Below are 25,682 nucleotides of genomic sequence, written 5' to 3'. Positions count from 1 at the left end.
ACGCCTAGGATGGGGACCATCATGAGCGTCCCCTTCTCGACCGCCACGGGCGGCGACGTCGTCGTCCGCTTCTGCCCCTCGCCCACGGGCACGCCGCACGTCGGCCTGATCCGCACGGCGCTGTTCAACTGGGCGTACGCGCGGCACCACGGCGGCAAGCTCGTCTTCCGCATCGAGGACACCGACACGGCGCGCGACAGCCAGGAGTCGTACGACCAGCTGCTCGAGGCGATGCGCTGGCTCGGCATCGACTGGGACGAGGGTGTCGAGACCGGTGGCCCCCACGAGCCGTACCGCCAGTCGCAGCGCGGCGAGATCTACGCCGAGCTCATCGAGCGGCTGCGCGAGGCCGGCCACCTCTACGAGTCGTTCGCGACCGCCGAGGAGATCGAGGCGCGCAACCGCGAGCAGGGCCGCGACCCCCGCCAGGGCTACGACAACTTCGAGCGCGACCTGACCGAGGCGCAGCGCGAGGCGCTCCGCGCCGAGGGCCGGCAGCCGAGCCTGCGCCTGCGCGTGCCCGACGAGGACCTCTCGTTCGACGACCTCGTGCGCGGCGAGATCACGTTCCCGGCAGGCTCGTTCTCCGACTTCGTGGTCGTGCGCCCGAACGGCGCCCCGCTCTACACGTTCGTGAACCCGGTCGACGATGCGCTCATGGGCGTCACGCACGTGCTGCGCGGCGAGGACCTGCTGTCGTCGACGCCGCGCCAGATCGCGCTCTACCGCGCGCTCGCCGACGTCGGCGTCGCGACGGCGATCCCGCGCTTCGGTCACCTGCCCTACGTGATGGGTGACGGCAACCGCAAGCTCTCGAAGCGCGACCCGCAGTCGAACCTGTTCCTGCTGCGCGAGGCCGGCTTCATCCCCGAGGGCCTCCTCAACTACCTGTCGCTGCTCGGCTGGTCGATCGCGCCCGACCGCGACGTCTTCTCGCGCGACGAGCTCATCGCGGCCTTCGACGTGGCGAACGTCAACCCGAACCCGTCGCGCTTCGACCCGAAGAAGGCGGAGTCGATCAACGGCGACCACGTGCGCCGGCTGCCGGCCGACGAGTTCGCCGCGCGCCTCGAGCCCTACCTCGGCCGGGTCTTCGGCGGCCCGCCGAGCGACGAGGAGCGGGCGCTCCTCGCCAAGGCGGCCCCGCTCGTGCAGGAGCGCATGCAGCTGCTCGGCCAGGCCGAGGACATGCTGGGCTTCCTCTTCCTCGACACCGAGGACATCCACCACGACGCGGATGCGGTGGCCGGCCTCAGCGACGACGCGCACGCCGCGCTCGAGGCGTCGCGGCGCGCGCTCGACGAGCTGGAGACCTTCGACACCGCGAGCATCGAGCAGGTGCTGCGCGAGGTGCTCGTCGAGGGCCTCGGCATCAAGCCGCGCTTCGCGTTCACGCCGCTGCGCGTGGCCGTGACGGGCCGCCGGATCTCGCCGCCGCTGTTCGAGTCGATGGAGCTGCTCGGCCGCGAGGCCGTGCTCGCGCGCATCGAGCGGCTGGCCGCGAGCGTCTGATGGACGTCGACGTCGTCGTCATCGGCGCCGGACCCGCTGGCCTCGCTGCATCGCTCAACCTCGCGCGCCAGCAGCGCACGGTGGCGCTCGTCGATTCGAACCGCCCGCGGCACGCCGCGACGCTGCAGTCGCACGGCTTCATCACGCGCGACGGCATCTCGCCGCTCGAGATGCGCTCGCTCGGCCGCGAGGAGGTGCTGCGCTACCCGACGGTGACGCACGAGCGCACCCTCGTGCGGCAGATCGTCGCCGTCGACGACGGCTTCGCCGTGCAGGCCGAGCAGCCCGGCTCCCGCGCCGAGAGCGAGACGCGCGCCCCGGCGGTGCTCATCGCCACCGGGCTCTCCGAGACGCTGCCCGCCTCGAAGCACGTGCGCCCCTGGTACGGCACGAGCCTGCACTCCTGCATGGACTGCGACGGCTACGACAAGCGCGGCCAGGCGCTCGCCCTCATCGGCGAGACGCCTGACCTCGTCGAGCGCGCCATGGTCATCCGCCGCCACACCCACGACCTCGCCGTCTTCACGAACGGCTCGGATGCGGTCGACGACGCCGGCGCGACCCGGCTCGCCGAGCACGGGGTGACCCTCGTCCGCACGCCGATCGCCGCGATCGAGGGCGATCGGAGCGGCATGCAGGCGATCGTCCTCGACGACGGCGAGCGCAGCATCCGCACCGGCGGCTTCGTGCGCCCGTGGTGGCACCCGCAGCTCGAGTTCGCCGAGTCGCTCGGCCTCGAGCGCGACGACGACGGGCTCGTGGTCGTCGACCGGTCGCAGCGCGCCTCCGTCGAGGGCATCTACGCCGCCGGCGACATCACGCCCGGCTACCGGCAGCTCGCGGTCGCCGCGGGCGCGGGCACGATCGCCGCCTCGGTCATCAACCGCGACCTCATCGCCCGCGAACGCTGACGCGGGCGACGGCGGTGGACCTCGGCGCGCTCGACCTCGCATCCTGGCTGCGCACGGGGGTCGCCCTGGTGCTCCTCGCTGCCATCGCCTACGTCGGGCAGCGCATGTTCCGCGTCGAGGCGCCGCGTGAGGCCGTCGTCGCGATCCTGCGCGCCATCGTGCAGCTCGCCCTGCTCAGCATCGTCCTGACCGGGATCATCCAAGACGTGCGCTGGGTCGCGCTCGGGCTCGTGGGGATGCTCGTCGCGGCGATCGTCACAGCAGCGCGCCGCAGCGGCGGGAGGGCTGCCGAGGTCCTGCTGCTCGCCACGGCGATCACCGCTGGCCCGCTCGTCGTGATGCTCGTGGTCTTCGGCACGGCCGCGATCGAGCTCACGCCGCAGTACCTGCTCGCGGTCGGCGGCATCGTCATCGGCAATGCGATGACGATGGGCATCCTCGTGCAGCGGGTGCTGCATGCCTCGATCCGCGATCACTGGTCCGAGGTGGAGGGCTGGCTCGCGCTCGGCGCGACACCGCGGCGCTCGATCGCGCCGCTCGCGCGCGAGGCGGTGCGCACCGCGCTGCTGCCCATCATCGACACGACGCGGACGACGGGCATCGTCGTGCTGCCCGGCGCGTTCGTCGGGGCGGTGTTCGCCGGACTCTCGCCCATCGAGGCCGGCAGGTTCCAGCTCATCGTGCTGGCCGGCATCGTCGCGGCCGGCGTCGTGACCGGCTCGATCCTCGCCTTCACGGCGCACCGCACCCCCGCGCAGGCCCCGCCCCGCACGCTCGTCGAGTAGCACGGCGGCGCCAGCCGCCGCGCCCACACGCTCGTCGAGTAGCACGGCGGCGCCAGTCGCCGCGCCCACACGCTCGTCGAGGAGCACGGCGGCGCCGACCCAGCCCCGCCTCACGCCAGCGCGTACGCGGCCCGCAGCCATCCCAGCAGCTCGTCGTCGACCTCGTCGACCGACGCCAAGTCAACGCGGTGCGTGCACATGCCACCCGCGACCTGCAGCCGCCCGCTCGCGGGCGCATCCGCCAGGTTCAGTCCGACCCGCACGCGCTTCGCGCTCGCGGCCTCCACGACCGCGAACTGCTTCCGCCGCCGCAGCGACACGCTCGTCTTCTTCGGCGCGACCTCGACGTCGTCGCCGAGCGCCGTCGCGGCCGCGACGAGCCTGTCGAGGATGGGCCGCAGCGCCGCTTTGCCACCCGCGTACTGCGCGTCGACGAGGTCATCGGCCGTCATGGGCCCCGCGTCCCGCGCGCGGTGGCGCAGCGCGACGAGGTTCGCGAAGCCGTGGCTCATGCCGTGCTCGCCCTTCAGCAGCGCCATGATCTCGCCGTGCTTCGTCGGGGAGGGACTCGTGCCGTCGAGCACCGCGAACCACTCGTCCAGGCTCCTGCCGGTCTTCGCCGGCATGTTGTCGATCATCGTCTGCGTCGCGGCATCCACGTCCATGTGCGTGACGGTAGTCCCGCGCGGCGGTGCGCGGTCGCACGAGATCGACGGGTGCGACGGCGTCTCCGGTACCGATCTGCGGATCGCGCGGGCTCGCATTCGCAGATCGGTACCGGAACGTCGGACACCCCTCGGCGTCGGCCACGATTGGCGCGCTGGCGCGGGAGCCGCTATGCTCGACTCTTGGCTCGCTCGCTCCGGTGCGCGACCATTGGGGTATGGTGTAATTGGCAACACGGAGGTTTCTGGTACCTTTGTTCTTGGTTCGAGTCCAGGTACCCCAGCACTAGAGCATCGAAGAAGCCCCCGCGACGCGGGGGCTTTCGTCGTTCCTGGAGGCCGTTCGACACGCCTCTCGACACACCTCTCGACATGGCGAGCGCGTCGCGGCATCGTGGTCTGTCCCCCAAGAGGTCGAGGAGGACACCATGGCGGACGAGACGGACACCACGAGCGGCGCGGGCCCGGATGGCGGACACATCCGCACCGGTCCAGAGGCGTCGGACTCCCTCAAGTACTCGCAGGAGGTCACGTCGCCCGACGACGAGCCGGAGCGCGACGGCCGCAGCCTCGCGACCACGAGCCACGACGTGATCCGCGAGTGGGCAGAGGCCCGGGACGCGACACCGGCGACCGTCGACGGCACCGAGCACGACGGGCACCTCGGCGTGCTGCGGTTCGACTTCGGCGGCGACTCGGACCGGCTGCGCCACGTGGAGTGGGAGGAGTGGTTCGAGACCTTCGACGAGCGGCGACTCAACTTCATCTACCAGGAGACCCGCTCCGACGGCTCGGAGTCGAACTTCTTCCGGCTCGACAACCCGGAGCGCGAGGACGGTTGACCGCTCTCCGGTCTCCCGGGCGCATCGACCGCGCCGTGGCATGATGCCGAGAGCGAGACGGGAGCACGACGATGGGCACGTTCTTCGACAGCACCTGGTGGCTGGTGCCGCTCGGCCTCATGGTGCTCTGGGCGGCGACCTGCGTGTGGGCGGTCGGGAAGCTGCTCAGCATGGACGTCGCGCTCATCACCAAGGTGATCTGGGCGGTCGCGATCCTCGCGTTCCCGATCGCCGGCCTGATCGCGTTCCTGCTGCTCGCCGACCGCACGCCGCAGATGGAGCGCGAGCTGGGCATCCGTCGCTACTGATCGCTCCGGGCCACCGCGCGGTCAGTCGCCGAGGAGTGTGGCGAGCTGCGCCCGGATGTCGCCCACGACGTCGTCGACCGTGGCCTCCGGTGATCGCGGTGCTGCCATGGCGACGAGCATGACCGCCGACGCGATGCGCGCGCGGGCGCTCGCGGTCGCGTCGTCGGCGCGCCCCCCGCGTCGCAGCACCGCCGCGATGGCCGACTCCGTCTCGCCGGCGATGCGGAGCGCCTCGCGGCGGTTGGGCTCCTCCGGATCGCCGAAGACCATCTCGCGCAGGTACGTCCGGCCGTTCTCGACCTGCGTCCGGTTGCACGCGACGACCTCGCGCACGACCGCGAGCACGGCGTCGAGCTCGTCCTCGATCGCTGCCGCCCGACGGACCCCGCGCTCGACCGCGCGCGCGTACGCGGCGTTCTGCACGAGCATGAGCAGCTCGCCCTTCGACCGCACGTAGAGGAACAGCGTGCCGCTGCCGATGTCGGCCCGCTCCGCGATCTGCTGCGTCGTCACCTCGTCGGCGCCTCGCTCCGCGAACAGCGCGCTCGCCGCGTCGACGATGCGCTCCAGCTTCTGCTGCTTGTTGCGCTCACGCCGCCCGGGCGGGGGAGTGACGGCGATGGTGGCCTCCGGAGTCGTGATGATCGGTCCGTCCTCGAGCGTAGCCACGATCCGGGTGCGGGGAGCGCGAGGCGCGGTCAGGGTGCGAGGAACGCCGCCACTCGGGGCGCGAAGTCCTCGTGGTGCTGGAAGATGCCGCCGTGGCCGGCGTCGGGGTAGATGACGAGCTCCGAGCCCCGGATGCGCCGGTGCAGGTCCTCCGAGAGCACGCTCGGCACCATCCGGTCCTGGTCGCCGTTGGCGATCAGCGTTGGCAGGGTGAGCATCGACAGGTCGGCGGGCGCCGAGCGGCCGAACCGGCGGATGGCCCAGAGCTGCGTCTGGAAGGAGCGCAGCGAGATGGGCGCGTCGCGATCGGCGGTGCGCTCCTCGAGGCGCTGCAGGAACGCGCGCGCGGCGCGTCGGCCCGCGGGGTTGCGCCGGAAGAAGAGGAACTCCTTCACGTCGGAGTGGGTGAGCGCCGCCCTCATGAGGTCGAGGTAGGTGACGGCGACGACGCGCGCCATGCCGGCGCCGCCGCGCGGCCCGGTGCCGGCCAGCACGAGCCTGCGGACGAGCGCGGGATGGGCGAGCACGAGGTCCTGAGCGATCATGCCGCCCATCGAGAACCCGACGACGTCGACGGTGTCGAAGCCGAGCGCCCGGATGACGTCCGCGGCGTCGGCGGCCGCCGCCTCGATCGTGCGGGGTGTGCGACCGGTGGATGCGCCGACGCCGGGCTGGTCGAAGGCGATGACGTGACGGCGCTGGGCGATCGCGTCGACGATCCGGGGATCCCAGTTGTCGAGCGTCGCGGCGAGGTGCGTCAGCAGGATGACGGGCACGTCGCCCTTCGGCCCGAGCTCGCGGTAGGCGACGTCGATGCCGTCGACGCGGATCGAGCGCGTCGGGGCGAGCGCGTAGGACGAGGGCGACGGTGCGCTGGCGGTCACGCGACACTCCGTCCGGTGCGGTGCTGCCGGGCCTCATCGAGGGTGACGACGATCTTGCCGGTGGTGCCGCCACGGGTGAGCGACGCGAGGGCGTCCGGCGTCGCGTCGAACGGCAGCACGCGGCCGACGACCGGGCGGATCGCGCCCGCGTCGACGAGCTCGCTGATGCGGGCGAGCTGCTCGCCGCTCGCGTGCATGAAGAGGAACTCGTAGCGGACGCCGAGCCGTCGGGCTCGCCGCCGGACGCGGAGGGAGAGAGCGGCGATGGCGACGCGGAGGAGTCGCGGCAGGCCGTGCTCCCTCGCGAAGGCGGGGTCGGGCGGGCCGGCGATGCCGATCGCCGTGCCGCCCGGGCGCAGCACGCGCAGCGAGCGCTCCAGGTTCTCGCCCCCGAGGCTGTCGAGCACGAGGTCGTAGTCGCCCGGCAGCTCGGCGAAGTCCTCGGTGCGGTAGTCGATCACGACGTCGGCGCCGAGCGAGCGCAGCAGCTCGGTGTCGCGTGCGCTCGCGGTCGTCACGACGGTCGCGCCGAGGTGCTTCGCGAGCTGGATCGCGATCGTGCCGACGCCGCCGGCGCCCGCGTGGATGAGCACTCGCTGCCCGGCGCCGAGCCGTCCGCGCTCGACGAGCGCCTGCCAGGCCGTGAGCGCCACGAGCGGCAGCGAGCCCGCTTCCGCCATCGTGATCGACGCTGGCACGTGGGCGAGCTCGCGCTCGTCCACCGCGATGCGCTCCGCGAGCGTGCCCATCCGCATCGGGTCCGGCCGGCCGTACACCGCGTCACCGACGGCGAAGCCGCCTACGGCCTCGCCCACGGCGACGACGGTGCCTGCCACGTCGTTGCCGAGCACGAGCGGGAATCGGTGGGGGAGGATCCGCGCGAACTCGCCCTCCCGGATCTTCTCGTCGAGCTGGTTGAGACCGACCGCGCTGACCGCGACGAGCACGTCGCGCGATCCGACGACGGGCTCGGGCATGTCGATGCGCTCGAGCGGCTGGCGGTAGGCGGTGATCGCGAAGGCGTCCATGGGGTGCTCCCGATCGGCGAGAGGTCGATTCGCCGAGTGGACTCAATTCTGACTGCACTCAGTAACGAAGTCAAGGCGGTCGCGCTGGCGCGCCCTAGACTGCGGCGCATGGACCTCGCCGTCATCGCCTGCATCGCCGCCGCGCTCGCCGCGGCCGTCCACGGCTACATCTTCGTGCTCGAGACGCTGCGGTGGGAGGAGCCGGGCACGCGCCGCGTCTTCGGCACGAGCGAGCAGCAGGCCGCGCAGTCCAAGCAGCTCGCCGCCAACCAGGGCGTCTACAACCTGCTGCTCGGCGTGGCCGCGCTCGCGGGCGTCGTGATCATCGTCGCCGGAGCGCGCGGCGCCGGGCTCGCGGTGCTGCTCGCCGCGACCGGCATCATGCTCGCCGCAGCGCTCTACCTCGTGATGTCCGACCGCACGAAGGCCCGCGCCGCGGTGGTGCAGGGCTTCTTCCCGGCCATCGCCGTGATCACGGGGCTCGTCGCGCTCGGGCAGGCCGCCTGATGGCGCTCCGAGGCGCAGCCCGGCTCGTGCTCGGTGGCGCGCTGGTGTTCGCCGGCATCAGCCACCTGACCTTCGCGCGCCGCGACTTCCGAGCGCAGGTGCCCGAGACGGTCGTCGAGCTCGCGCCCCTCGACGAGGACGGCATCGTGCTGGCGTCGGGTGTCGTGGAGATCGCGCTCGGCACCGCGATCGCGATCGCGCCCGCCGGCATCCGCCCGCTCGTCGGCACGGCGGCCGCGGCGTTCTTCGGCGCCGTCTTCCCCGGCAACATCGCGCAGTGGCTGCATCACCGCGACGCGTTCGGCCTCGACACCGACGAGCGCCGCTTCGGCCGCCTCTTCTTCCAGCCCGTGCTCATCGCCTGGGCGCTGTGGTCGACGCGGCCGCCCAGCCGCTGACCTCCACGCGGGACGAGAGAAGGACCCGACCCCGGCTGCTGGACCCCAGATCTGGGGTCCAGCAGCCGGTACCGGGTCCGTGCGGAGGCGAGCCTCAGTCGCGGTCGCGTCGCGGGAAGATGCCGAGGAACCGGCGGGACGACGAGGCACGGCGCTCCGGCTCGCGAACCGCGGCCCTCGTGCGCGGGCGCTCGTCCGACCGCTGCCCCTGGCGCGAGCCGCGGTCGTCGCGCGAGTCGGAGCTCGAGTCGTTCCCGAGCTCGCCGGTGCCGTCGTCGTGCTGCTCGCGGATCTCGCGGCCCTCGGCCTCGAGCTTGTCGCGCGCCTCCGCCTTCTTCTCGACCTTCTTCGTGCCGCGCGGCGGCAGCTGGATCGCCGACTCCGCCTCGATGCCCGCCTGCAGCTGCCGGGCGCGCTCGACCTCCGCATCCACCTCGGCGCCGAGCAGCAGCACGATGTTGAAGATCCAGAGCGCGAACAGCAGCGCCATCACGGTGCCGATCGCGCCGTACGAGCTGTAGCCCGAGCCGAACGTGAAGTAGAGCCCCAGGGCAACCGACGCGATCGCGATGCCGATGATGGCGACGATCGAGCCGATGCTGACCCAGGTGAACTTCGGCTGCTGCAGGTTGGGTGCGAGGTAGTAGAGCAGGGCGATCATCGCGATCACGAGCGCGAGGATCACGGGCCACTTCACCCACGCCCAGATCGGCAGGAAGGTCTGCGTCATGAAGGCGAGGAAGCCACCGAGGCCGAGCGGCTCGGCGATCGGGCCGAGCACACCCGTCACGAGCGCGTCGTTGATGGCGAGCGACACGAGGATGACGACGACGCCCACGAGCAGCGCGACCGTGATGAGCAGCATCGTCGCGGTCTGCTTGATGAAGCCGCGGCCCTCCTCGATGCCGTAGATGATGTTCATGCAGCGCGAGAACGACTTGACGTAGGCGGATGCCGACCACACAGCGGTCGCGATACCGATGATGAGGGCGATGACGCCGCCGGCCGCTGAGTCCGTCATCGTCTCGACGAGGTTGACGACGAGATCCTGGAAGTCCTCAGGCACCTGCCGCACGGCCTCGTCGAGGATGCCGGTCACCGTCGACGCGTTGTTGGCCAGCACGAGCGAGATGATCGAGAAGACCGCGAGCAGGCCCGGCGCGAGCGAGAGCACCATGTAGTAGGTGAGCATCGCGGCGAGATCCGTGCCGCCATCGCTGCCGAACTCCTTCAGCGCGCGCTTGAGCGCGTACTTCCAGCTCGAGCCCTCGAGCTTCTGCGGGGCGTCGGGCTTCTCGTCGTGATCGGGCTCTGGCGCGTCCGCTGCGTCGAGCGTGGCGTCGATGGGGTCTCTGCTCGACACGGTGTGTCCTCTCGCCGGGTTCCTGTGATGGCGCAGAACTGTACCCCAGTCACCTGCGCGGTATGCCCGGGAAGGCGTCAGGCGCCGACGACCCGGTCGACGAGCCGGTCGAAGGATGCGTCGACCTCGGCGGGCAGGCCGAAGCCGCCCGCGGCCTCGAGGGTGGCGAAGCCGTGCGCGACCGCGCGGAGGCCGCGCAGCGCGTGCACCGCGTCATCGCCGTCGAGGTGGTCGACCGCCCGCTCGGCGATCGCCATGACGCGGGTGCCGGCCGCTTCGAGCGCCGGATGCCCGACGGGCCGGGCGGGGAGCGCGCGGTAGCGGGCCGGGTGCCGCACCGCGAACGAGCGGTACGCGTGCAGGAACGCCCGTGCGGCATCCGCCCCGGTCGTCTCGCCGACCGCCTCGCCGATCGCGGCGCCGAGGTCGTCGGTGATGCGCGCGCCGACGAGCGCCTCCAGCTCGGGCAGCCCCGCGACGTGCTTGTACAGCGACGGCGGCTTCACGCCCGCGCGCGCGGCGACCGCGCCGAGCGAGAGCGGCGCGCCACCGGTGGCATCGAGCTCGGCGAGCGCGAGGTCGACGAGGGCGGCGGGGCTGAGCCCCGCCCTAGGCACGGGCCACCGGCCACCCGACGCGGTGCGCGAGCGCAAGCACGGCCGCCGCCGTCTCCGCGGGCCGCTCGGCGTGCGGGTAGTGCCCCGCGCCCTCGATCATCGTGACCTCGCCGCGCGTGGCGTCGGCGTACACCTTCGCTTCGGCCGCGGGGTCCGAGAAGTCGGGATCGGCGCTGCCCATCACGACCGCCACCGGCGCGGTCTGGCTGCCGCGCGCGTCGATCGCGTCCTTCGTGGTGCCGGTGCCCATGGCGACGAGCGCGTCGGTGCCGTGCGGGCGGCGGAGCGCGGCCACGATGCGGCGGCGGTGCGCGCCGAGGTCGGCGGGCGGCGCCTTGTGCAGCGAGCGGTAGAACAGCGACCAGAGCACGGGGGAGTGGGTCACGAGCGATGTCACCGTGCGCATGAACGCCGACACCCGAGGGGTCGTCGCCCAGGGCGCGATCGCCACCGCGCCGACGATCGAGCTCGGCGCCAGCTGCGTCGCGAGCAGCGCGCTGTCCGGCGTGAAGGAGTGCCCGACGACGATCGCCGGGCCGCCGAGCCGCTCGACGAGGGCGGCGGCGGCGCGCGCGATCTGCGCCTGCCCAACGGGCGTGGGGGAGATGCCCGAGTCGCCGTGGCCGGGCAGGTCGAGCGTCGCGACGCGGAAGCCCTCTGCGACGAGCAGCGGCACGAGGAACCGGTAGGCGCTGCGCAGGTCGCCCATACCCGGCAGGAGGACGATGAGCGGCGCGTCGAGGGTGCTGTCGGGCGTGACGAGGTCGTAGGCGAGCGAGACGCCGTCGAGCTCGAGCGAGGCGGATGCGGTGGTGGTCATGCGCTCAGGCTAATGCTATTAGCCAACGAGCACAAGAGCGGGGTGACGTCGAACTTCCCCGAACTCCGGGGTCTCGGGCCGAGAACCCGGCGTTCGGGGAAGTTCGCGGTTGCTACGGCTCAGTAGGCGTCGGTCGCGGCGTCGGTGCGCTTCAGCCGCGCCACCGCCGCCTCCGAGCCGCGCGCCATGAGCGTCACGTCGGCCGCCACGAACACGAACGCCGCGCCGCGCGCGAGGCAGCGGTCGGCGTCGGCCTCGGCGAAGGTGTTCACGCCGACCGGCGTGCCGGCGGAGCGCACCGCTGCGATCGTCGCGTCGACCGCGGCGACGACCGTCGGCTCCGACGGCCTCCCGGGGAAGCCCATCGAGCCCGCGAGGTCGGCGGGGCCGATGAAGACGGCGTCGACGCCGTCGACCGCCGCGATCTCGGCCGCGTTCGCGACCCCCTCGGCCGTCTCGATCTGCACGGTCACCGACACGTGCGCATCCGCGTCCTGCACGTAGCCGGCGATCCGGCCCCAGCGCGACGAGCGCGCGAGCGCCGAGCCGATGCCGCGGGCGCCCTCGCGCTCGCCGTCACCGCCCGGGTAGCGGGCGGCGCGCACGGCGGCCACCGCATCCGCCGCCGTCGACACCATCGGCACGAGCACGTTCACGGCGCCGAGGTCGAGCACCTGCTTGATCGTCACGGGGTCGTTCCACGGCACCCGCACGATCGTGGTCACGGGATACGCGGCCGCGGCCTGCAGGATCGGCAGCATCTCGCTGATCGAGATCGGCCCGTGCTCGCCGTCGACGAGCAGCAGGTCGGCGCCGGAGCCGGCCATGATCTCGGCGGCGACGGCGCTGCCGGATGCGTTCCACAGGCCCACGAGCGGCGCATCGGCCGCGGCGAGCACATCGCGGAAGGTGCTCACCGGAACGTCACCTCGATCGAGCCCATGTCCTGGAAGTGCGTCGTGACGACGTCGCCGGGCTGCACCCACACCGGTCGCGTGAACGATCCGGCGAGGATGAGCTCGCCCGCCTCGAGGCGGTCGCCGTGCTGCGCGAGCTTGCCCGCGAGCCAGGCGACCCCGTGCGCGGGGTTGCCGAGCACACCGCCCGAGACGCCCGTCTCGATGATCTCGCCGTTCACGAGGCAGTGCGCCCCGATCCACGCGAGGTTGCGGTCGCGCGGGCCGATCTCGACGTCGCCGACGACGATCGCGCCGAGCGCCGCGTTGTCGCTGATGGTGTCGACGATCGTGCGGCCCTCGAGCTCGATGTGCGAGTCGAGGATCTCGAGCGCCGGCACGACGACCTCGGTCGCGTCGAGCACCTGCTCGACGGTCAGTCCCTGCCCCTCGAGCGGCGAGCGCAGCACGAAGGCCAGCTCGACCTCGACGCGCACGTTCGACCACTGCGCGTGCTCGACCGTGGCACCTGAGGGGTATGCCTGATCGGCGAAGATCACGCCGTAGTCGGGCTCGGTGATGCCGGTCGCGAACTGCATCGCCTTGCTCGTCAGCCCGATCTTGCGGCCCACGAGGCGTGCGCCGGCCTCCTCGCGACGCGCGCGCCAGATGCGCTGCACGGCGTAGGAGTCCTCGATCGTCGCCTGCGGGAACCGCGCCGAGATCTTCTCGATCGTGCCGCGTGACCGGGTGGCCTCGGCGAGCTCGTCGGCGACCCGCGCCACCGTCGCGTCGTCGAGGCCCCGGCCGGGGCCGCCGGGGGTCGCCGCGGGTCCCGTCGTCACAGCTGGGTGCCGATCTTGAAGCCCTTCGACGCCTCGCCCCGGTAGGTGCCGTCGTCGTCGCCCACGCGCGTGTACGAGAAGCCGTCGGCGCCGATCGTCACCTCCATCTCGCTGGAGTCGGTGCGCTCGACGACCTCGACGACGTTGCCGTCGAGGTCGAGCACCGGCGAGGCCTCGGTGTACCAGGAGGGCACGACGGGGTTGCCCCACCAGTCGCGGCGCTGGTTGTCGTGCACGTCCCACGTGATGACGGGGTTGTCCGGGTCGCCGGTCCAGTAGTCCTGCGTGTAGATCTCGATGCGGTGCCCGTCGGGATCGGTGATGTAGAGGTAGAACGCGTTCGAGACGCCGTGGCGGCCCGGTCCGCGCTCGATGTGGTCCGACATCCGGAGCGCGCCGAGCTTGTCGCAGATCTGGATGATGTTGTGCTTCTCGTGCGTCGAGAACGCGATGTGGTGCATGCGCGGGCCGTTGCCGCCGGTGAGCGCCGTGTCGTGCACGGTGCCCTTGCGCTGCATCCACGCCGCGTAGGTGACGCCCTGGTCGTCCTGGATGTCCTCCGTGACGCGGAAGCCGAGGTCCTCGAGGTACTTCCGGCCGCGCGGCACGTCGGGGGTGACCTGGTTGAAGTGGTCGAGGCGCACGAGCTCGCCCGCCGAGATCAGGTCGTAGCGCTGGTGCAGGCGCTCGGCGTGCTCGGTCGCGTAGAAGAACTCGTAGGGGAAGCCCAGCGGGTCCTCGACGCGCACGCTGTCGCCGAAGCCCTTCTGGAAGCCGCCAGCACGACGCTCGGTGCGGCAGCCGAGCTCCCGGTAGTAGGCCTCGGCGCGATCGACGTCCTCAGGGGTGCGCACGCGGTAGGCGAAGGCGGCGACGGCCGCGACCGGGCCCTTCCGCAGCACGAGGTTGTGGTGGATGAACTCTTCGAACGATCGCAGGTAGATCGCCTCGTCGTCCTCCTCGGTCACGTGCAGCCCCAGCACGTCGACGTAGAAGGCGCGGCTCGCGGCCAGGTCGGTGACGACGAGGTCCATCGCCGCGCAGCGGATGATGTCGGGCGCGGGGACGCTGGGCTTCGTGATCTCGGGCGTGGGGGTCGCGTTCATGGTGCTGCTCCTTCGCAGTTCGGGTCAGGCGGATGCGCCGAAGCGGGTGGTGTGGACGTCGCCGAGCGTGATGTGCACGGCCTGCTGGTCGCTGTAGAAGTCGAGCGAGCGGTAGCCGCCCTCGTGGCCGAGGCCGGAGGCCTTCACGCCGCCGAACGGGCTGCGGAGGTCGCGCACGTTGTGGCTGTTGAGCCACACCATGCCGGCCTCGACGTTCTGCGAGAACAGGTGCGCGCGCTTGAGGTTGTTCGTCCAGATGTAGGCGGCGAGCCCGTACTTCGTGTTGTTCGCGAGCTCGAGCGCCTCCTCGTCGGTGTCGAACGGCGTGATCGCGACGACCGGGCCGAAGATCTCCTCCTGGAAGATCCGGGCATCCGGCGCGACGTCGGCGAACACCGTGGGGGCGACGTAGTTGCCCTCGGGGAAGCCCTCCGGGCGGCCGCCGCCGGCGAGCAGGCGGCCCTCGCCCTTGCCGATCTCGACGTAGGACATCACCTTGTCGAAGTGCTCGGGGTGCACGAGCGCGCCCACCTCGGTCTTCGGGTCGCCGGGGTCGCCGACCACGATCTTCTTGGCGCGCTCGGCGTAGCGCTCGAGGAACTCCTCGTAGACGGAGCGCTCGACGAGGATGCGGCTGCCGGCGGTGCAGCGCTCGCCGTTCAGCGAGAAGACGCCGAAGAGCGTCGAGTCGATCGCGGCGTCGAGGTCGGCGTCGGCGAAGACGACGGCGGGGCTCTTGCCGCCGAGCTCCATCGACAGCGCCTTGAGGTGCGGCGCCGAGTTGCCGAAGATCAGCTTGCCGGTGCTGCTCTCGCCGGTGAACGAGATGAGCGGCACGTCGGGGTGCTTGACGAGCGCGTCGCCGGCGGTCTCGCCGAAGCCGTTGACGAGGTTGAAGACGCCGCGCGGCAGCTCGGCCTCCTCGAAGATGCCGGCCCAGAGCGAGGCCGACAGCGGCGTGAACTCGGCGGGCTTGAGCACGACCGTGCAGCCGGAGGCGAGCGCGGGGCCCAGCTTCCACGACTCGAGCATGAACGGCGTGTTCCAGGGCGTGATGAGGCCGGCGACGCCCTTCGGCTTGCGGTTGACGTAGTTCACCTGCGTGCCCGGCACCTTGTAGGTGTCGTCGCGCCCGGCCACGATGAGGTCGGCGAAGAAGCGGAAGTTCTCGGCCGCGCGCTGCGCCTGGCCGCGCGCCTGCGTGATCGGCAGACCGGAGTCCCACGACTCGAATTGCGCGAGCTCCTGGTCGCGCGACTCGACGATGTCGGCGATGCGGCTGAGGATGCGGGCGCGCTCCCGGTTCTTCATGCGCGGCCACGGGCCCTCGTGGAACGCCCGGGTCGCGGCGGCGACGGCCAGGTCGATGTCGGCCTGCTTGCCCGACGCGGCGACGGTGTAGTCCTGGTTCGTGACGGGGTTGAGCACGCCGAACGTGTCACCGTCGACCGAGCCGACGCGCTCGCCGTCGATGTAGTGGGGGATCAGGTCGGGGATGCCTGCGGGCTGGGTGGCCATGATGGCTCCGTTTCTGTCGGTTCGGGGCGCGCCGATGGGCGGCGGAGGGGATGGGGAGGTCAGGGAGCGGCGGGGCGCTTGCGGTGCAGGAAGGCGTCGGGCGTCGCGAGCCGGTGCGCGCGCACGGCGAGCTCGATGGAGCGCGGGTCGGCGCCCTCCTCGATGAGGGCGAGGATCGCGTCGTGCTCGTCGACGGACGAGATCGCGCGGCTCGGCACGAAGGAGAACGTCGACTGGCGCAGCCGCGCGAGCCGCTTCCAGCCGTTGTCGATGACGTCGCCGAGCACCTCGTTGTGGCAGACATCCGTCAGCCGCCGGTGGAACGCCTCGTTGAGCGCGGTGAACTGCACGGGGTCGAAGGCGGCGAGGCTCTCGCGCATCTGCGCGTTGATCGCCCGCGCCTCGTCGACGTCCGACTTCGAGTAGAGGCCCGCGGCGAGCATGACCGCTGCGCCCTCGACGAAGGAGAGCGTCTCCATCGTGTCGTGGTACTCGAGCTCGTCGATCTCGGCCACGCGGGCGCCGATGTTGCGCTCGAACGTGATCATGCCCTCGGCCTCGAGCCGGCGGATGGCCTCGCGCACGGGCACGACGCTCATGTCGAGCTCGCGGCCGATCGCGTCGAGCACGAGCCGGTAGCCGGGGGAGTAGGTGCCGTCGACGATGCGGTCGTGGAGCAGGTCATAGGCGCGCTGCGACTTCGAGGGCGCGATGGCGCCGTCCCCGGCGATCGCCGCGGTCTTCGCGCGACGGCCGCTCACGCGTCCCCCGCGTCGGCGATCGACGCCTCGTACCTGGCGCGCCACTCGGCGTTCATCGGGAAGAGGCCGTCGACAGGGTGGCCGGCGTCGACCTGGGCCGCGATGAACTCCTCCTCGCGCTCCTGCTGCATCGCCTCGTCGACGAGCTCGCGCGCGATGCCCGGCGGGATGACGAGCACGCCGTCGCCGTCGCCGACGACGATGTCGCCGGGCTGCACGGTGGCGCCGCCGCAGGCGATCGTCTCGTCGAAGGACCACGGCACGTGCAGTCGCCCGAGCACGGCGGGATGGCCGCCCGCGTGATAGGTCGGCACGCCGATCTCGGTCACGACGTCGAGGTCGCGCACCCCGCCGTCGGTGATGAGGCCTGCTGCGCCGAGGTGGCGGGCGCGGAGGGCCAGGATGTCGCCGAGCGTGCCGGAGCGGTTGTCGCCGCGCGCCTCGATGACGACGACCTCGCCCGGCTGCAGCGAGTCGAACAGCCGCTTCTGCGCGTTGTAGCCACCGCCGTGGGTCTTGAAGAGGTCCTCGCGGTTCGGCACGTAGCGCAGCGTGCGGGCGGTGCCGACGAGGCGCTTGCCCGGCTGAGTCGTGCGGAGGCCGTCGATCGAGACGTTGTTGAGGCCGCGCTTCCGCAGCCCCGACGAGAGGGTCGCGAGCGCGACCTGCGAGAGCTGCGCGCGCAGCTCGTCGTCGAGCACGGGTGCGGCGGGCGCCTGGAACTCGGCGATCGGGCGACCGGATGCGTCGGCCCACTGCTCGGGGGTCGGCTTCGGCTGCGCGGAGTACGGCGGCAGCTGATGCTCGCCCACCCGCAGGGTGGTCACGAGCCTGCCGGTCGCGAGCTGCTCGCCGTCGAGCGCGGTCGCGGTGACCTCGACCTCGACGCGCTGGCCGGGGAAGAAGGTCGAGGCGTCGGCGGGCGTGCCGGTGAGGATGACGTCGCCCGGCTCGAGGGTGATGAGCTGCGAGAGGTCGCTGACGATCTGCGGCAGCGAGAAGATGAGCGTCGAGGTGGAGTCGGCCTGGACGAGCTCGCCGTCGAGCCAGGTGCGCACCTCGATGGCCGCCGGGTCGAGCCGCTCGGCGGGCAGCAGCACGGGGCCGATCGGCGTCATGCCGTCGCCGCCCTTCGAGCGCAGGTTCGCGCCCTTGTCGACCCAGCGGAGGTCGAAGACGCCCAGGTCGTTGGCCGCGGTGACGGCGGCGACGTGCGACCAGGCATCCGCCTCGTCGACGCGGCGCGCGTGCCGGCCGATGACGATGGCGATCTCGCCCTCGAAGCCGAAGATCGCGGTGCCCGCCGGCACCTCGGCCTCGCCGCCGGTGGAGAGCGACGTCGCGGGCTTCAGGAAGAAGCCGGGGGCCTCGGGGGTACGGCCCTTCTGCGCGGCGCGGGCGGCGTAGCCGATGTGCATCGCGAAGACCTTGCCAGGCTTGGAGCCGAGCAGCGCCCAGGCGGCCTCGGCGGCAGGGGGAGCGCCCGCTGGGCGGTGCGACGATGCATCCATGAGGGCATCGTATACGATTCCGTATCGGCCGTGCAAGGCTCCGTTCGGACGTCCGGCTGGCGCTCGCGGAGGCAGCAGCGGGCGCGATGGCACGGGCCTTGCCGTCGTGCACGAAATCGTATATGTTCGCCACAGATCCCGGCTGGACCCCACCTGGCCATCTCACTGACAAAGGAGTCAGCGTGTCTCAGAGCACGACTCACGGCATCACCTCCACCAAGGAGCGCAACAAGGTCCTCGCGGCCGTCGTCGTCGGCACCACCATCGAGTGGTACGACTTCTTCATCTACGCCTTCATGGCGAACCTCGTCTTCGCGCAGCTGTTCTTCCAGCCCGCCGGCGAGGGCATGATGCAGATCCTGTCGCTCATCACCATCGGCATCTCGTTCCTGTTCCGCCCGCTCGGCGCGTTCCTCGCCGGCCACTTCGGCGACAAGATCGGCCGCCGCCCGATGCTCGTGCTCACGCTGCTCCTCATGGGCATCGCGACCACGCTCGTCGGCGCGCTGCCGACGTTCGAGCAGGCAGGGTTCCTCGCCCCGGTGCTGCTCATCCTGCTCCGCATCCTGCAGGGCATCTCCGCCGGTGGTGAGTGGGGCGGCGCCGTGCTCATGGCCATCGAGCACGCGCCCCAGGGCCGTCGCGGCCTCTACGGCTCGTTCGTCCAGGCAGGCGTGCCGCTCGGCATGCTGCTCGCGACGAGCATCCTCGCGGGCATCCGCGCCGCCTTCCCGGGCGACGCGTTCCTCGAGGTCGGCTGGCGCATCCCGTTCTTCGTCTCGATCCTGCTCGTCGTGGTCGGCTACGTCGTCCGCCGCTCGGTCGACGAGTCGCCGGTCTTCCAGGAGATCAAGCAGACGGCGCAGCAGGAGTCGGCGCCGATCGTCCAGGTCTTCCGCAAGTACGGCCTCATCGTGCTCTTCGCCGCGATGGTCTTCATGGCCAACAACGCGACCGGCTACATGACGACCGGTGGCTACGTGCAGGGCCTCGCCTCCCGCCCCGTCGACGGCACCCCGCCCGGGCTCGGCTTCGACCCGGTGGGCGTGCAGCTCGCGACCTTCGCCGGCTCGCTGTCGTGGCTCGTGTTCACGTTCGTCGCGGGTGCGCTCTCCGACCGCATCGGCCGCAAGCGCCTCTACATCACGGGCTGGATCGTGCTCGCCGTGACGATCGTGCCGCTGTTCGTCCTCGTGGAGCAGGGCGTGTGGGGCGTCGCGCTCGGCACCATCCTGCTCGGCGCCGGCCTCGGCCTCACCTACGGCGCGCAGGCCGCCTGGTACGCCGAGTCCTTCCCGGCCGGCGTGCGCTACTCGGGCGTCTCCATCGCCTACGCGATCGGCGCGATCATCGGTGGCGCCTTCGCGCCGACGATCGCCCAGGCGCTCCTGCAGGCGACCGGCTCGACGTGGTCGATCGTCGGCTACCTGCTCGCGACCGTGGTCGTCTCGCTCATCGGCACGCTGCTGATGAAGGACCGCACCGGCATCCCGCTCTCGATCGAGTTCGAGCGCTCGGGCCGCTGGGAGTCGTGGCAGAAGGGCGACGAGTTCGTCGAGCTCTCCGACGTCGACCGCGCGGCGCACGCCGCCAAGTAGGCGCATCCGACGGGGGTCCCGCTGCGGCGGGGCCCCCGTTCGCGTGCGCGGGCGGCTCGATGGCTGCGGCGCGGCCGGTCAGTCCGCGATCACCGGGTCGTCGATCGCGGTGCCGAGCGCGTACGGCCCGAAGAAGAGGTCGGCGCCGTCCTGCGTCAGCGCGGTGCCGCTCGCGCGCCGGCCGTCGAACGCGGCGATCGTGGCGAAGGCGAGCCGGCTCGACGGGTCGTCGGGATCGGCGATCTCGAGCAGCCAGCCGCCGTCGGCCTCCACGATGGCGGGGTCGGCGATCGTCACGCGCAGCATGCCGCCGTGCCCCATGAGCAGGACCGCGCCGCGGAACGCGAGCCCACCGACGCCCTCGAAGCGGATGCCCTCGTCGGTCGTGGTGGCGCCGTCCGTGGCCTCGACCGAGCCGTCCGGCATCCGACGCACGTACGCGAGCAGCGAGGCCTTGATGCCCCATTCCAGCGTCGTCATCGCGGCTGTGGCCAGCGCAGCGAGCGTGCGAAGCGGATGAGCTCCTGCACGCGCTCGGTCGGCGCCGGTGCGGTCGGCCAGATGACGTCGATCCCGACGGGCGGCACCGCCGGGGTGATCTCGAGCATGGCGACAGGGTAGCCCTCGTAGCTCGCGCGGTTCGCGGGCCGCTGCACGAGGATGCCGTAGCCGAGCCCGCGCCCCACGAGCGCCCGCACCGCCTCGTAGCTCTGCACGCGGTGGCGCACGCGCGGCACGAGCCCCTGCGCGGCGAAGAGCGACATGGTGTGCTCGCTCGAGGGCGGGGCGTCGAGCAGGATCAGGTCGCGCTCGACGAGCTGCTCGAGCCGCACGGTCTCCTCCGCGGCGAGCGGATCGTCGGCCGCGAGCACGGCGTGCGCCGGCAGCTCGAAGAGCCGCGCCCTGCTGGGCTGCCCGGGCACGAGCGTGTCGTAGACGAACGCGACGTCGACCTGCCCCGACTCGAGCCTGCCCTGCAGCCGGTCGTGCGTGGCCTCCACGATCTCGAGCTCGACGCGCGGATGCGCGCTGCCGAACCCCTGCAGGATCGGCGGCAGCACCGTCGGCGCGAGGGTGGGGTAGCAGCCGATCGTGATGGGCCCGACGAGCTCGCCCGCCGCGCCGTGCAGCGAGCTCTCGAGCTCGCGCGCCGACGTGAGCAGCTCCCGCGCGCGGGCGACGACATCCACGCCGGTGCTCGTCAGGGTCAGCCCCCGCGCGCGGCGCCGCACCATCAGGCGCGCGCCGAGCGAGCGCTCGAGCTCGGTGAGCGCCTCCGAGACCGCAGACGGCGAGGCGTGCACGCGCGCGGCGGCGCCGGCCACGGTGCCCTCGTCGGCCGCGGCGACGAGGAACGACAGCTGCCGCAGCGTGAAGGGCGGCGAGTCGAAGGCATGCATGTTCGGTCCATCCGACGTTGAACGGACGATCAATCCGCTTTTCCAACAGTAGCCGCGCGGGCAGACTCGAGACGAGCACCGATCGGGCTGCTCCGACCACGAGGACGTGTCATGCCGAGCAAGGAAGCTCCCGTCGCCGATTGGGTGACCATCCCGGACCTGTACCGCGATCCGTTCCCCATCTACGAGCGCCTGCGCGCCGAGGGCGGTGTGCACTGGGTGCCGGCCGTCGGCCGCTACCTCATCACCTCGTACGCGGCGGTGCACGAGACAGAGCTCGACCAGTCCGTCTTCTCCGCGAACGAGCAGGGCTCGCTGCAGATCCGCGCCATGGGGCACTCGATGCTGCGGCGCGACGACCCCGAGCACTACCTCGAGCGCAAGGCCTGGCAGCCGACCCTGCGCCCCGGCGTCGTGAAGCGCCACTGGCAGCGGGTGTTCGAGCGCACGGCCGAGCAGTACCTCGACGAGATGGTCGCGAAGGCGCAGCGGGGTGGCGATGCCGACCTCATCTGGGACTTCGCCGCGCCGTTCGCCGCCGAGAGCCTGCGGCAGATCCTCGGCCTCCACAGCGCCAGCCAGCAGGATCTGCAGCGCTGGTCGCAGACGCTGATCGACGCGACCGGCAACTACGCCGACGACCCCGAGGTGTGGGCGAAGGGCAAGCGCTCGTTCGACGAGGTCGACGCGGTGCTCGACGAGATGCTGCCGTGGCACGCGGCCAACCCCAACGAGTCGCTGCTGTCGCAGCTGCTGCGCATCCCGGACTACGAGATGCCGATGGAGCGCATCCGCGCGAACGTGAAGATGACGATCGGGGGCGGGCTCAACGAGCCTCGCGACGTGCTGGGCGTCGCGGCGTGGGGGCTGCTCGCGCACCCCGAGCAGCGCCGCGCCGTCGAGGCCGACCCGAGCCTCTGGCAGGCGGCGTTCGACGAGACGCTGCGCTGGATCGCTCCGATCGGGCTCTACTCCCGGCAGACGACGCGCGACGTGGAGCTGACCGGCGTGCGCCTGCCGGCGGGTGCCCGACTGGGCATCTGCATCCTGTCCGCGAACCGCGACGAGCGCGTCTGGGACGACGCATCCGCGTTCGACATCCGTCGGGAGGTCAAGCCGCACCTCGCGTTCAGCAAGGGCGTGCACGTCTGCCTCGGCGCGTGGGTCGCGCGCTCGGAGGTCGCCGACGTCGCGCTGCCGATGCTGTTCGAGCGGCTGCGAGGGCTGGAGCTCGTGCCCGAGAAGCCGGCCGAGATCGGCGGATGGGTCTTCCGCGGCATGCTGCGGCTGCCGGTGCGCTGGGCCTCGGTCGCACCCCGCACGGCGGCAGCCCCCGGTGCCCCGGCGGGCGCAGGGCAGGCCGTCGCACCGCGCATCGCCGTCGTCGGCTCCGGCCCCGCCGGCTGCTTCACGGCACAGGCGCTGCGGCGCCGGTTCCCGAGCGCCGAGCTCGACGTGCTCGACGCGCTCCCCGTGCCCTACGGGCTCGTCCGCTCGGGCGTCGCCGCCGATCACGCCGGCACGAAGTCGGTGACGGCGCAGTTCGACCGCCTGTTCCTGCGCGAGGGCGTGCGGTTCCGCGGCAACCTGCGGCTCGGCACCGACGTCTCGCTCGACGCGCTGCGCGGCGCGTACGACGCCGTCGTGCTCGCGACCGGCATGCACGCCGATCGTGGGCTCGGCATCCCGGGCGCCGCGCTCGACGGCGTGCACGGCGCGGGCCGCATCACCCGGCTGCTCAACGCCCATCCCGACGAGGGGGATGCGCCGTCGCTCGGCGAGCGGGTGGTGGTCGTGGGGCACGGCAACGTCGCGATGGACCTGGTGCGGCTGCTCGCTCGCGACGCCGACGGGCTCGAGGGCACCGACGTCGACGACGAGGCGCATGCGCGGCTCGCGGCGGGGGTGCGGACGATCCACGTCGTCGGGCGCAGCGGGCCGACCACGGCGAAGTTCGACCCGGTCATGGTGCGCGAGCTCGCGGGCCTCCCTGGCGTCGCGCACCGCGTGCACGGCGCGGCGCTCGAGGCGCTCGCGGAGGGCAAGGATGCCCGTGCAGATGCGGTGCGCGCGCTCTCGGCAGCGTCGGCGGAGGCTGCGCGCGTCGAGGTGCACTGGTGGTTCGGCCTCGCGCCTGCCAGGGTCGAGGGCGACGGCCGCGTCGAGCGAGCGGTCTTCGCCAGCGCCGACGGCGAGGTTTCCCTGCTGGCCGACGCGGTGGTGACGGCCGTCGGGTTCGAGGCGGACGCCGACTCGCCGACCGTGCCGGGATCGCATCCGGACGGGCGCGTCGAGCCGGGCCTCTACACGGCGGGATGGCTGCGGCGCGGACCGCGCGGCACGATCCCCGACCAGCGGACGGATGCGCGCGAGCTCGCGCGCACGATCGCCGATGACATCGACTCGGGCGCCGTCGCGCTCGGTGCGCCGGGGCTCGCGGCGACGCCGGGCGAGGTCGGCTTCGACGGCTGGCGCCGCATCGACGTGCTCGAGCGGCTCGGCGCGGCCCCCGGGCGGGAGCGCGTCAAGCTCAAGGCCGTCGAGCGGATGCTCGCTGCCGCCGCCGACGCTGGCATCCCGCTGCCCGAGGTCGCGGGGGAGGCCGTGGGCTCCGGCGGCGGGCTGCCCGTCACCGTGCTCTTCGGCACCGAGTCGGGCGGCGCGGAGCTCGTCGCCGACGAGCTGCGCCGGGCGCTCGCGGATCGCGCGTCGGTCGAGGTGCGCGACCTCGCCGAGACCGATCCGTCAGGTCTCGACGCGTCGCGCCTGCACCTCGTGGTGTGCTCGACGTACGGCGACGGCGAGGTGCCGACGGCGGCGCGCGCGTTCCTCCGCGCGCTCGAGGAGCAGCGGCCCGACCTCGCAGGTCTGCGCTACGGCGTCTTCGGCATGGGCGATCGCAGCTACGCGAAGACCTACTCGCGCGGCAGCGAGCTCGTCGACGAGGCGCTCGCGGCGCGGGGCGCGCAGCGCGTCGGCGAGTACGGCCGGCACGACGCGGGCGGGCCGGTGCTGGCCACCGAGGCGGCGCGCGATTGGGCCGACGGCGTGCTGTCGGTCGCGGGCGCCGCAGTCGGGGTCTGAGCCGCCGGGACGACGTCGAGCTGGCGAGGCCGCCGGGTGGTCACGACACGCCGCACCGGACGGCGCGGCACGGCGTGTCGTGACCACCCGGGACATCCGCGGCGGCGTGTCGTGACCACCCCGGTGACGGCCCTCCACGCGTGCGCGGGTCGGCAACCGTCGTGCACCGACGACATGTCGCTGCGCGATGCGCCGATGCGACGATGGCGCCGTCCCGTTCGATGGAGAAGAGGAACGCATGGAGACCTACGAGAGCCTGCTGGCAGCGGTCAGCGTGGAGCACGGCACGCCGGTGATCGACCCGGCGACGGGGCAGGCGTTCGCGCACGCCCCGCGCGCGACGCTCGACGACCTCGAGCAGGCCATCCAGGCCGCGCGCGCAGCGCAGCCCGAGTGGGCCGCCCGCACCGACGAGGAGCGCCGCGCCGCGCTCTCCGCCGCGGCCGACGAGGTCGAGGCGAGCGCCGAGGCGCTCGCGCAGCTCATCGCTCGTGAGCAGGGCAAGCCGCTGAGCGGCCCCGGCGCGCGCTTCGAGGTGGGCGCGGTCGTCGGCTGGCTGCGCGCCACGATCGCCACGCCGCTCGAGCCCGAGGTCGTCGTCGACGACGGGCAGGCGAAGGCGACCGTCTACTACCGCCCGATCGGCCTCGTCGGTGCGATCGGCCCGTGGAACTGGCCCGCGATGATCGCGACCTGGCAGTTCGCGCCGGCGCTGCGGATGGGCAACGGCGTCGTCATGAAGCCGAGCGAGTACACGCCGCTCAGCGTGCTCGCCACCGCGCACCTCGTGAACCGCCACCTGCCCGAGGGCCTCTTCACCGTGCTCGCGGGCGACCGCGAGCTGGGCGAGGCGATCGGCAGCCACCCCGCGTTCGGCAAGGTCACGTTCACGGGCTCGGCCCGCACGGGGCAGGCGATCATGCGCGCATCCGCCGACAACCTGACGCGGCTCACGCTCGAGCTGGGCGGCAACGACCCCGGGATCGTGCTGCCCGACGTCGACCCGAAGGCGATCGCCGAGGGGCTTTTCTGGGGCGCCTTCATCAACACCGGCCAGACGTGCGCGGCGCTCAAGCGCCTCTACGTGCACGAGGACGTGTACGACGACGTCGTGCAGGAGCTCGCGGCCATCGCCGGCGCGATGCCCATGGGTCCGGGCACCGACGAGCAGAACGTGCTCGGCCCGCTCACGACCGAGCAGCAGTTCGGCGTCGTCGACCGGCTCGTCGAGGACGCGAAGGCGCGCGGCGGCCGGGTCGTGCTCGGCGGTGATCCCGACCGGGATGCGGCCGGCTGGTTCTACCCCGCGACGCTCATCGACGGCCTCGACGACGACGCCGACCTGGTGCGCGAGGAGCAGTTCGGGCCGGCGCTGCCGATCCTCAAGTACGCCGACGTCGACGACGCGATCGAGCGCGCGAACCGCGGCGACGCGGGGCTCGGCGCGAGCGTGTGGTCGTCCGACCCCGAGCGCGCCCGCCAGGTCGCGGCGCGCATCCAGGCGGGCTCCGTCTGGATCAACTCGCACGGCACCATCCACCCGATGGCCCCGTTCGGCGGCGTGAAGGGCTCCGGCTACGGCCTCGAGTTCGGCGTCGAGGGCCTCAAGGCGATGGGCGTGCCGCAGGTCATCCACGGCTGACGGGCAGCACGA

General features: G+C 72.4%; 25 protein-coding genes and 1 tRNA gene. 11 read left to right on the top strand and 15 right to left on the bottom strand.

Annotated features, from left to right (window positions below; genetic code table 11):
* The first annotated feature begins 21 nt into the window (after positions 1-21).
* From gltX to EDD26_RS00625, 3 genes are read left to right on the top strand one after another with little or no spacing between them, the layout of a single operon-like run.
* Positions 22-1,512, top strand: coding sequence for a glutamate--tRNA ligase (gene gltX / locus EDD26_RS00635; RefSeq protein ID WP_245989686.1), 1,491 nt, complete (start codon positions 22-24; stop codon positions 1,510-1,512).
* Entirely contained in the window at positions 1,512-2,423 is a 912-nt protein-coding gene (locus EDD26_RS00630) for an NAD(P)/FAD-dependent oxidoreductase (RefSeq protein ID WP_123695946.1), read from the top strand. Before gltX ends, EDD26_RS00630 begins: the two co-directional genes overlap by 1 nt.
* A 14-nt stretch (positions 2,424-2,437) precedes the next feature.
* Entirely contained in the window at positions 2,438-3,208 is a 771-nt protein-coding gene (locus EDD26_RS00625; RefSeq protein ID WP_245989685.1) for an ABC transporter permease, read from the top strand.
* 110 nt (positions 3,209-3,318) lie between these two features.
* On the opposite strand, the gene EDD26_RS00620 is transcribed toward EDD26_RS00625, so the two are convergent.
* Positions 3,319-3,873, bottom strand: a complete 555-nt coding sequence (locus EDD26_RS00620) for a DUF4287 domain-containing protein (RefSeq protein ID WP_123695945.1) — start codon at positions 3,871-3,873, stop codon at positions 3,319-3,321.
* A gap of 212 nt (positions 3,874-4,085) precedes the next feature.
* Here EDD26_RS00620 and EDD26_RS00615 point away from each other — a divergent pair.
* The 3 genes from EDD26_RS00615 (at position 4,086) to EDD26_RS00605 (ending at position 5,023) form a co-directional block, all read left to right on the top strand.
* Positions 4,086-4,157 (top strand) — tRNA-Gln (locus EDD26_RS00615).
* 144 nt (positions 4,158-4,301) lie between these two features.
* A complete protein-coding gene (locus tag EDD26_RS00610; RefSeq protein WP_211333801.1) occupies positions 4,302-4,715 on the top strand; it encodes a hypothetical protein in 414 nt (137 codons plus the stop codon).
* A gap of 71 nt (positions 4,716-4,786) precedes the next feature.
* On the top strand, positions 4,787-5,023 hold the full coding sequence (locus tag EDD26_RS00605; RefSeq protein ID WP_123695944.1) for a hypothetical protein: 237 nt from the start codon (positions 4,787-4,789) through the stop codon (positions 5,021-5,023).
* Between the two features lie 21 nt (positions 5,024-5,044).
* Here EDD26_RS00605 and EDD26_RS00600 read toward each other — a convergent pair whose 3' ends face one another.
* The 3 genes from EDD26_RS00600 to EDD26_RS00590 all read right to left on the bottom strand — a co-directional run bounded on the left by EDD26_RS00600 (position 5,045) and on the right by EDD26_RS00590 (position 7,604).
* On the bottom strand, positions 5,045-5,644 hold the full coding sequence (locus EDD26_RS00600; protein ID WP_123698359.1) for a TetR/AcrR family transcriptional regulator: 600 nt from the start codon (positions 5,642-5,644) through the stop codon (positions 5,045-5,047).
* Positions 5,645-5,721: 77 nt separating this feature from the next.
* Positions 5,722-6,576, bottom strand: a complete 855-nt coding sequence (locus EDD26_RS00595; RefSeq protein ID WP_123695943.1) for an alpha/beta fold hydrolase — start codon at positions 6,574-6,576, stop codon at positions 5,722-5,724.
* A complete protein-coding gene (locus EDD26_RS00590; protein WP_123695942.1) occupies positions 6,573-7,604 on the bottom strand; it encodes an NADP-dependent oxidoreductase in 1,032 nt (343 codons plus the stop codon). Before EDD26_RS00590 ends, EDD26_RS00595 begins: the two co-directional genes overlap by 4 nt.
* A gap of 108 nt (positions 7,605-7,712) precedes the next feature.
* On the opposite strand from EDD26_RS00590, the gene EDD26_RS00585 reads away from it, so the two are divergent.
* Positions 7,713-8,111 (top strand): DUF1304 domain-containing protein, encoded by a 399-nt coding sequence (locus EDD26_RS00585; protein ID WP_123695941.1) that lies wholly within the window; start codon positions 7,713-7,715, stop codon positions 8,109-8,111.
* The gene (locus EDD26_RS00580; RefSeq protein WP_123695940.1) at positions 8,111-8,509 is read left to right on the top strand and encodes a DoxX family protein; all 399 of its coding nucleotides are present in this window, start codon (positions 8,111-8,113) and stop codon (positions 8,507-8,509) included. The genes EDD26_RS00585 and EDD26_RS00580 overlap by 1 nt, the downstream gene beginning before the upstream one ends.
* A gap of 94 nt (positions 8,510-8,603) precedes the next feature.
* On the opposite strand, the gene EDD26_RS00575 is transcribed toward EDD26_RS00580, so the two are convergent.
* The 9 genes from EDD26_RS00575 to EDD26_RS00535 form a co-directional block, all read right to left on the bottom strand.
* The gene (locus tag EDD26_RS00575) at positions 8,604-9,872 is read right to left on the bottom strand and encodes a YihY/virulence factor BrkB family protein (protein ID WP_211333800.1); all 1,269 of its coding nucleotides are present in this window, start codon (positions 9,870-9,872) and stop codon (positions 8,604-8,606) included.
* A 77-nt stretch (positions 9,873-9,949) separates the two neighbouring features.
* On the bottom strand, positions 9,950-10,489 hold the full coding sequence (locus tag EDD26_RS00570) for a TetR/AcrR family transcriptional regulator (protein ID WP_123698357.1): 540 nt from the start codon (positions 10,487-10,489) through the stop codon (positions 9,950-9,952).
* Complete coding sequence (locus EDD26_RS00565) at positions 10,482-11,309, bottom strand: alpha/beta fold hydrolase (protein ID WP_123695939.1); 828 nt, start codon at positions 11,307-11,309, stop codon at positions 10,482-10,484. The genes EDD26_RS00570 and EDD26_RS00565 overlap by 8 nt, the downstream gene beginning before the upstream one ends.
* A gap of 119 nt (positions 11,310-11,428) precedes the next feature.
* On the bottom strand, positions 11,429-12,226 hold the full coding sequence (locus tag EDD26_RS00560; protein ID WP_245989683.1) for an HpcH/HpaI aldolase family protein: 798 nt from the start codon (positions 12,224-12,226) through the stop codon (positions 11,429-11,431).
* Positions 12,223-13,050: a 2-keto-4-pentenoate hydratase gene (locus EDD26_RS00555; protein ID WP_123695938.1), complete on the bottom strand. Its 828-nt coding sequence runs from the start codon at positions 13,048-13,050 to the stop codon at positions 12,223-12,225. Before EDD26_RS00555 ends, EDD26_RS00560 begins: the two co-directional genes overlap by 4 nt.
* On the bottom strand, positions 13,047-14,156 hold the full coding sequence (gene hpaD / locus EDD26_RS00550; protein ID WP_123695937.1) for a 3,4-dihydroxyphenylacetate 2,3-dioxygenase: 1,110 nt from the start codon (positions 14,154-14,156) through the stop codon (positions 13,047-13,049). Before hpaD ends, EDD26_RS00555 begins: the two co-directional genes overlap by 4 nt.
* Before the next feature lie 24 nt (positions 14,157-14,180).
* Positions 14,181-15,674 (bottom strand): 5-carboxymethyl-2-hydroxymuconate semialdehyde dehydrogenase, encoded by a 1,494-nt coding sequence (hpaE, locus tag EDD26_RS00545; protein WP_123695936.1) that lies wholly within the window; start codon positions 15,672-15,674, stop codon positions 14,181-14,183.
* A 59-nt stretch (positions 15,675-15,733) separates the two neighbouring features.
* The gene (locus EDD26_RS00540; protein ID WP_245989682.1) at positions 15,734-16,435 is read right to left on the bottom strand and encodes a GntR family transcriptional regulator; all 702 of its coding nucleotides are present in this window, start codon (positions 16,433-16,435) and stop codon (positions 15,734-15,736) included.
* Entirely contained in the window at positions 16,432-17,946 is a 1,515-nt protein-coding gene (locus EDD26_RS00535; protein WP_123695935.1) for a fumarylacetoacetate hydrolase family protein, read from the bottom strand. The genes EDD26_RS00540 and EDD26_RS00535 overlap by 4 nt, the downstream gene beginning before the upstream one ends.
* Positions 17,947-18,128: 182 nt before the next feature.
* Between EDD26_RS00535 and EDD26_RS00530 the strand changes: the two genes are divergently transcribed.
* Positions 18,129-19,544: an MFS transporter gene (locus EDD26_RS00530; RefSeq protein WP_245989680.1), complete on the top strand. Its 1,416-nt coding sequence runs from the start codon at positions 18,129-18,131 to the stop codon at positions 19,542-19,544.
* Positions 19,545-19,622: 78 nt separating this feature from the next.
* Here the strand turns inward: EDD26_RS00530 and EDD26_RS00525 are convergent, their stop codons facing one another.
* Positions 19,623-20,024, bottom strand: a complete 402-nt coding sequence (locus EDD26_RS00525; protein WP_123695933.1) for an HtaA domain-containing protein — start codon at positions 20,022-20,024, stop codon at positions 19,623-19,625.
* Positions 20,021-20,944 (bottom strand): LysR family transcriptional regulator, encoded by a 924-nt coding sequence (locus EDD26_RS00520; RefSeq protein WP_123695932.1) that lies wholly within the window; start codon positions 20,942-20,944, stop codon positions 20,021-20,023. Before EDD26_RS00520 ends, EDD26_RS00525 begins: the two co-directional genes overlap by 4 nt.
* 111 nt (positions 20,945-21,055) lie before the next feature.
* Here EDD26_RS00520 and EDD26_RS00515 point away from each other — a divergent pair, with 111 nt between their 5' ends.
* Both EDD26_RS00515 and EDD26_RS00510 read left to right on the top strand, forming a co-directional pair.
* Complete coding sequence (locus EDD26_RS00515; protein WP_123695931.1) at positions 21,056-24,028, top strand: cytochrome P450; 2,973 nt, start codon at positions 21,056-21,058, stop codon at positions 24,026-24,028.
* 238 nt (positions 24,029-24,266) lie between these two features.
* Positions 24,267-25,670: an aldehyde dehydrogenase family protein gene (locus tag EDD26_RS00510; protein ID WP_123695930.1), complete on the top strand. Its 1,404-nt coding sequence runs from the start codon at positions 24,267-24,269 to the stop codon at positions 25,668-25,670.
* Positions 25,671-25,682: the final 12 nt, after the last annotated feature.

The organism is Agrococcus jenensis (assembly GCF_003752465.1).
Classification (GTDB): Bacteria; Actinomycetota; Actinomycetes; order Actinomycetales; family Microbacteriaceae; genus Agrococcus; species Agrococcus jenensis.
Note: the sequence above shows the minus strand (reverse complement) of the source record. Positions and strands in the feature narration are given on the sequence as shown.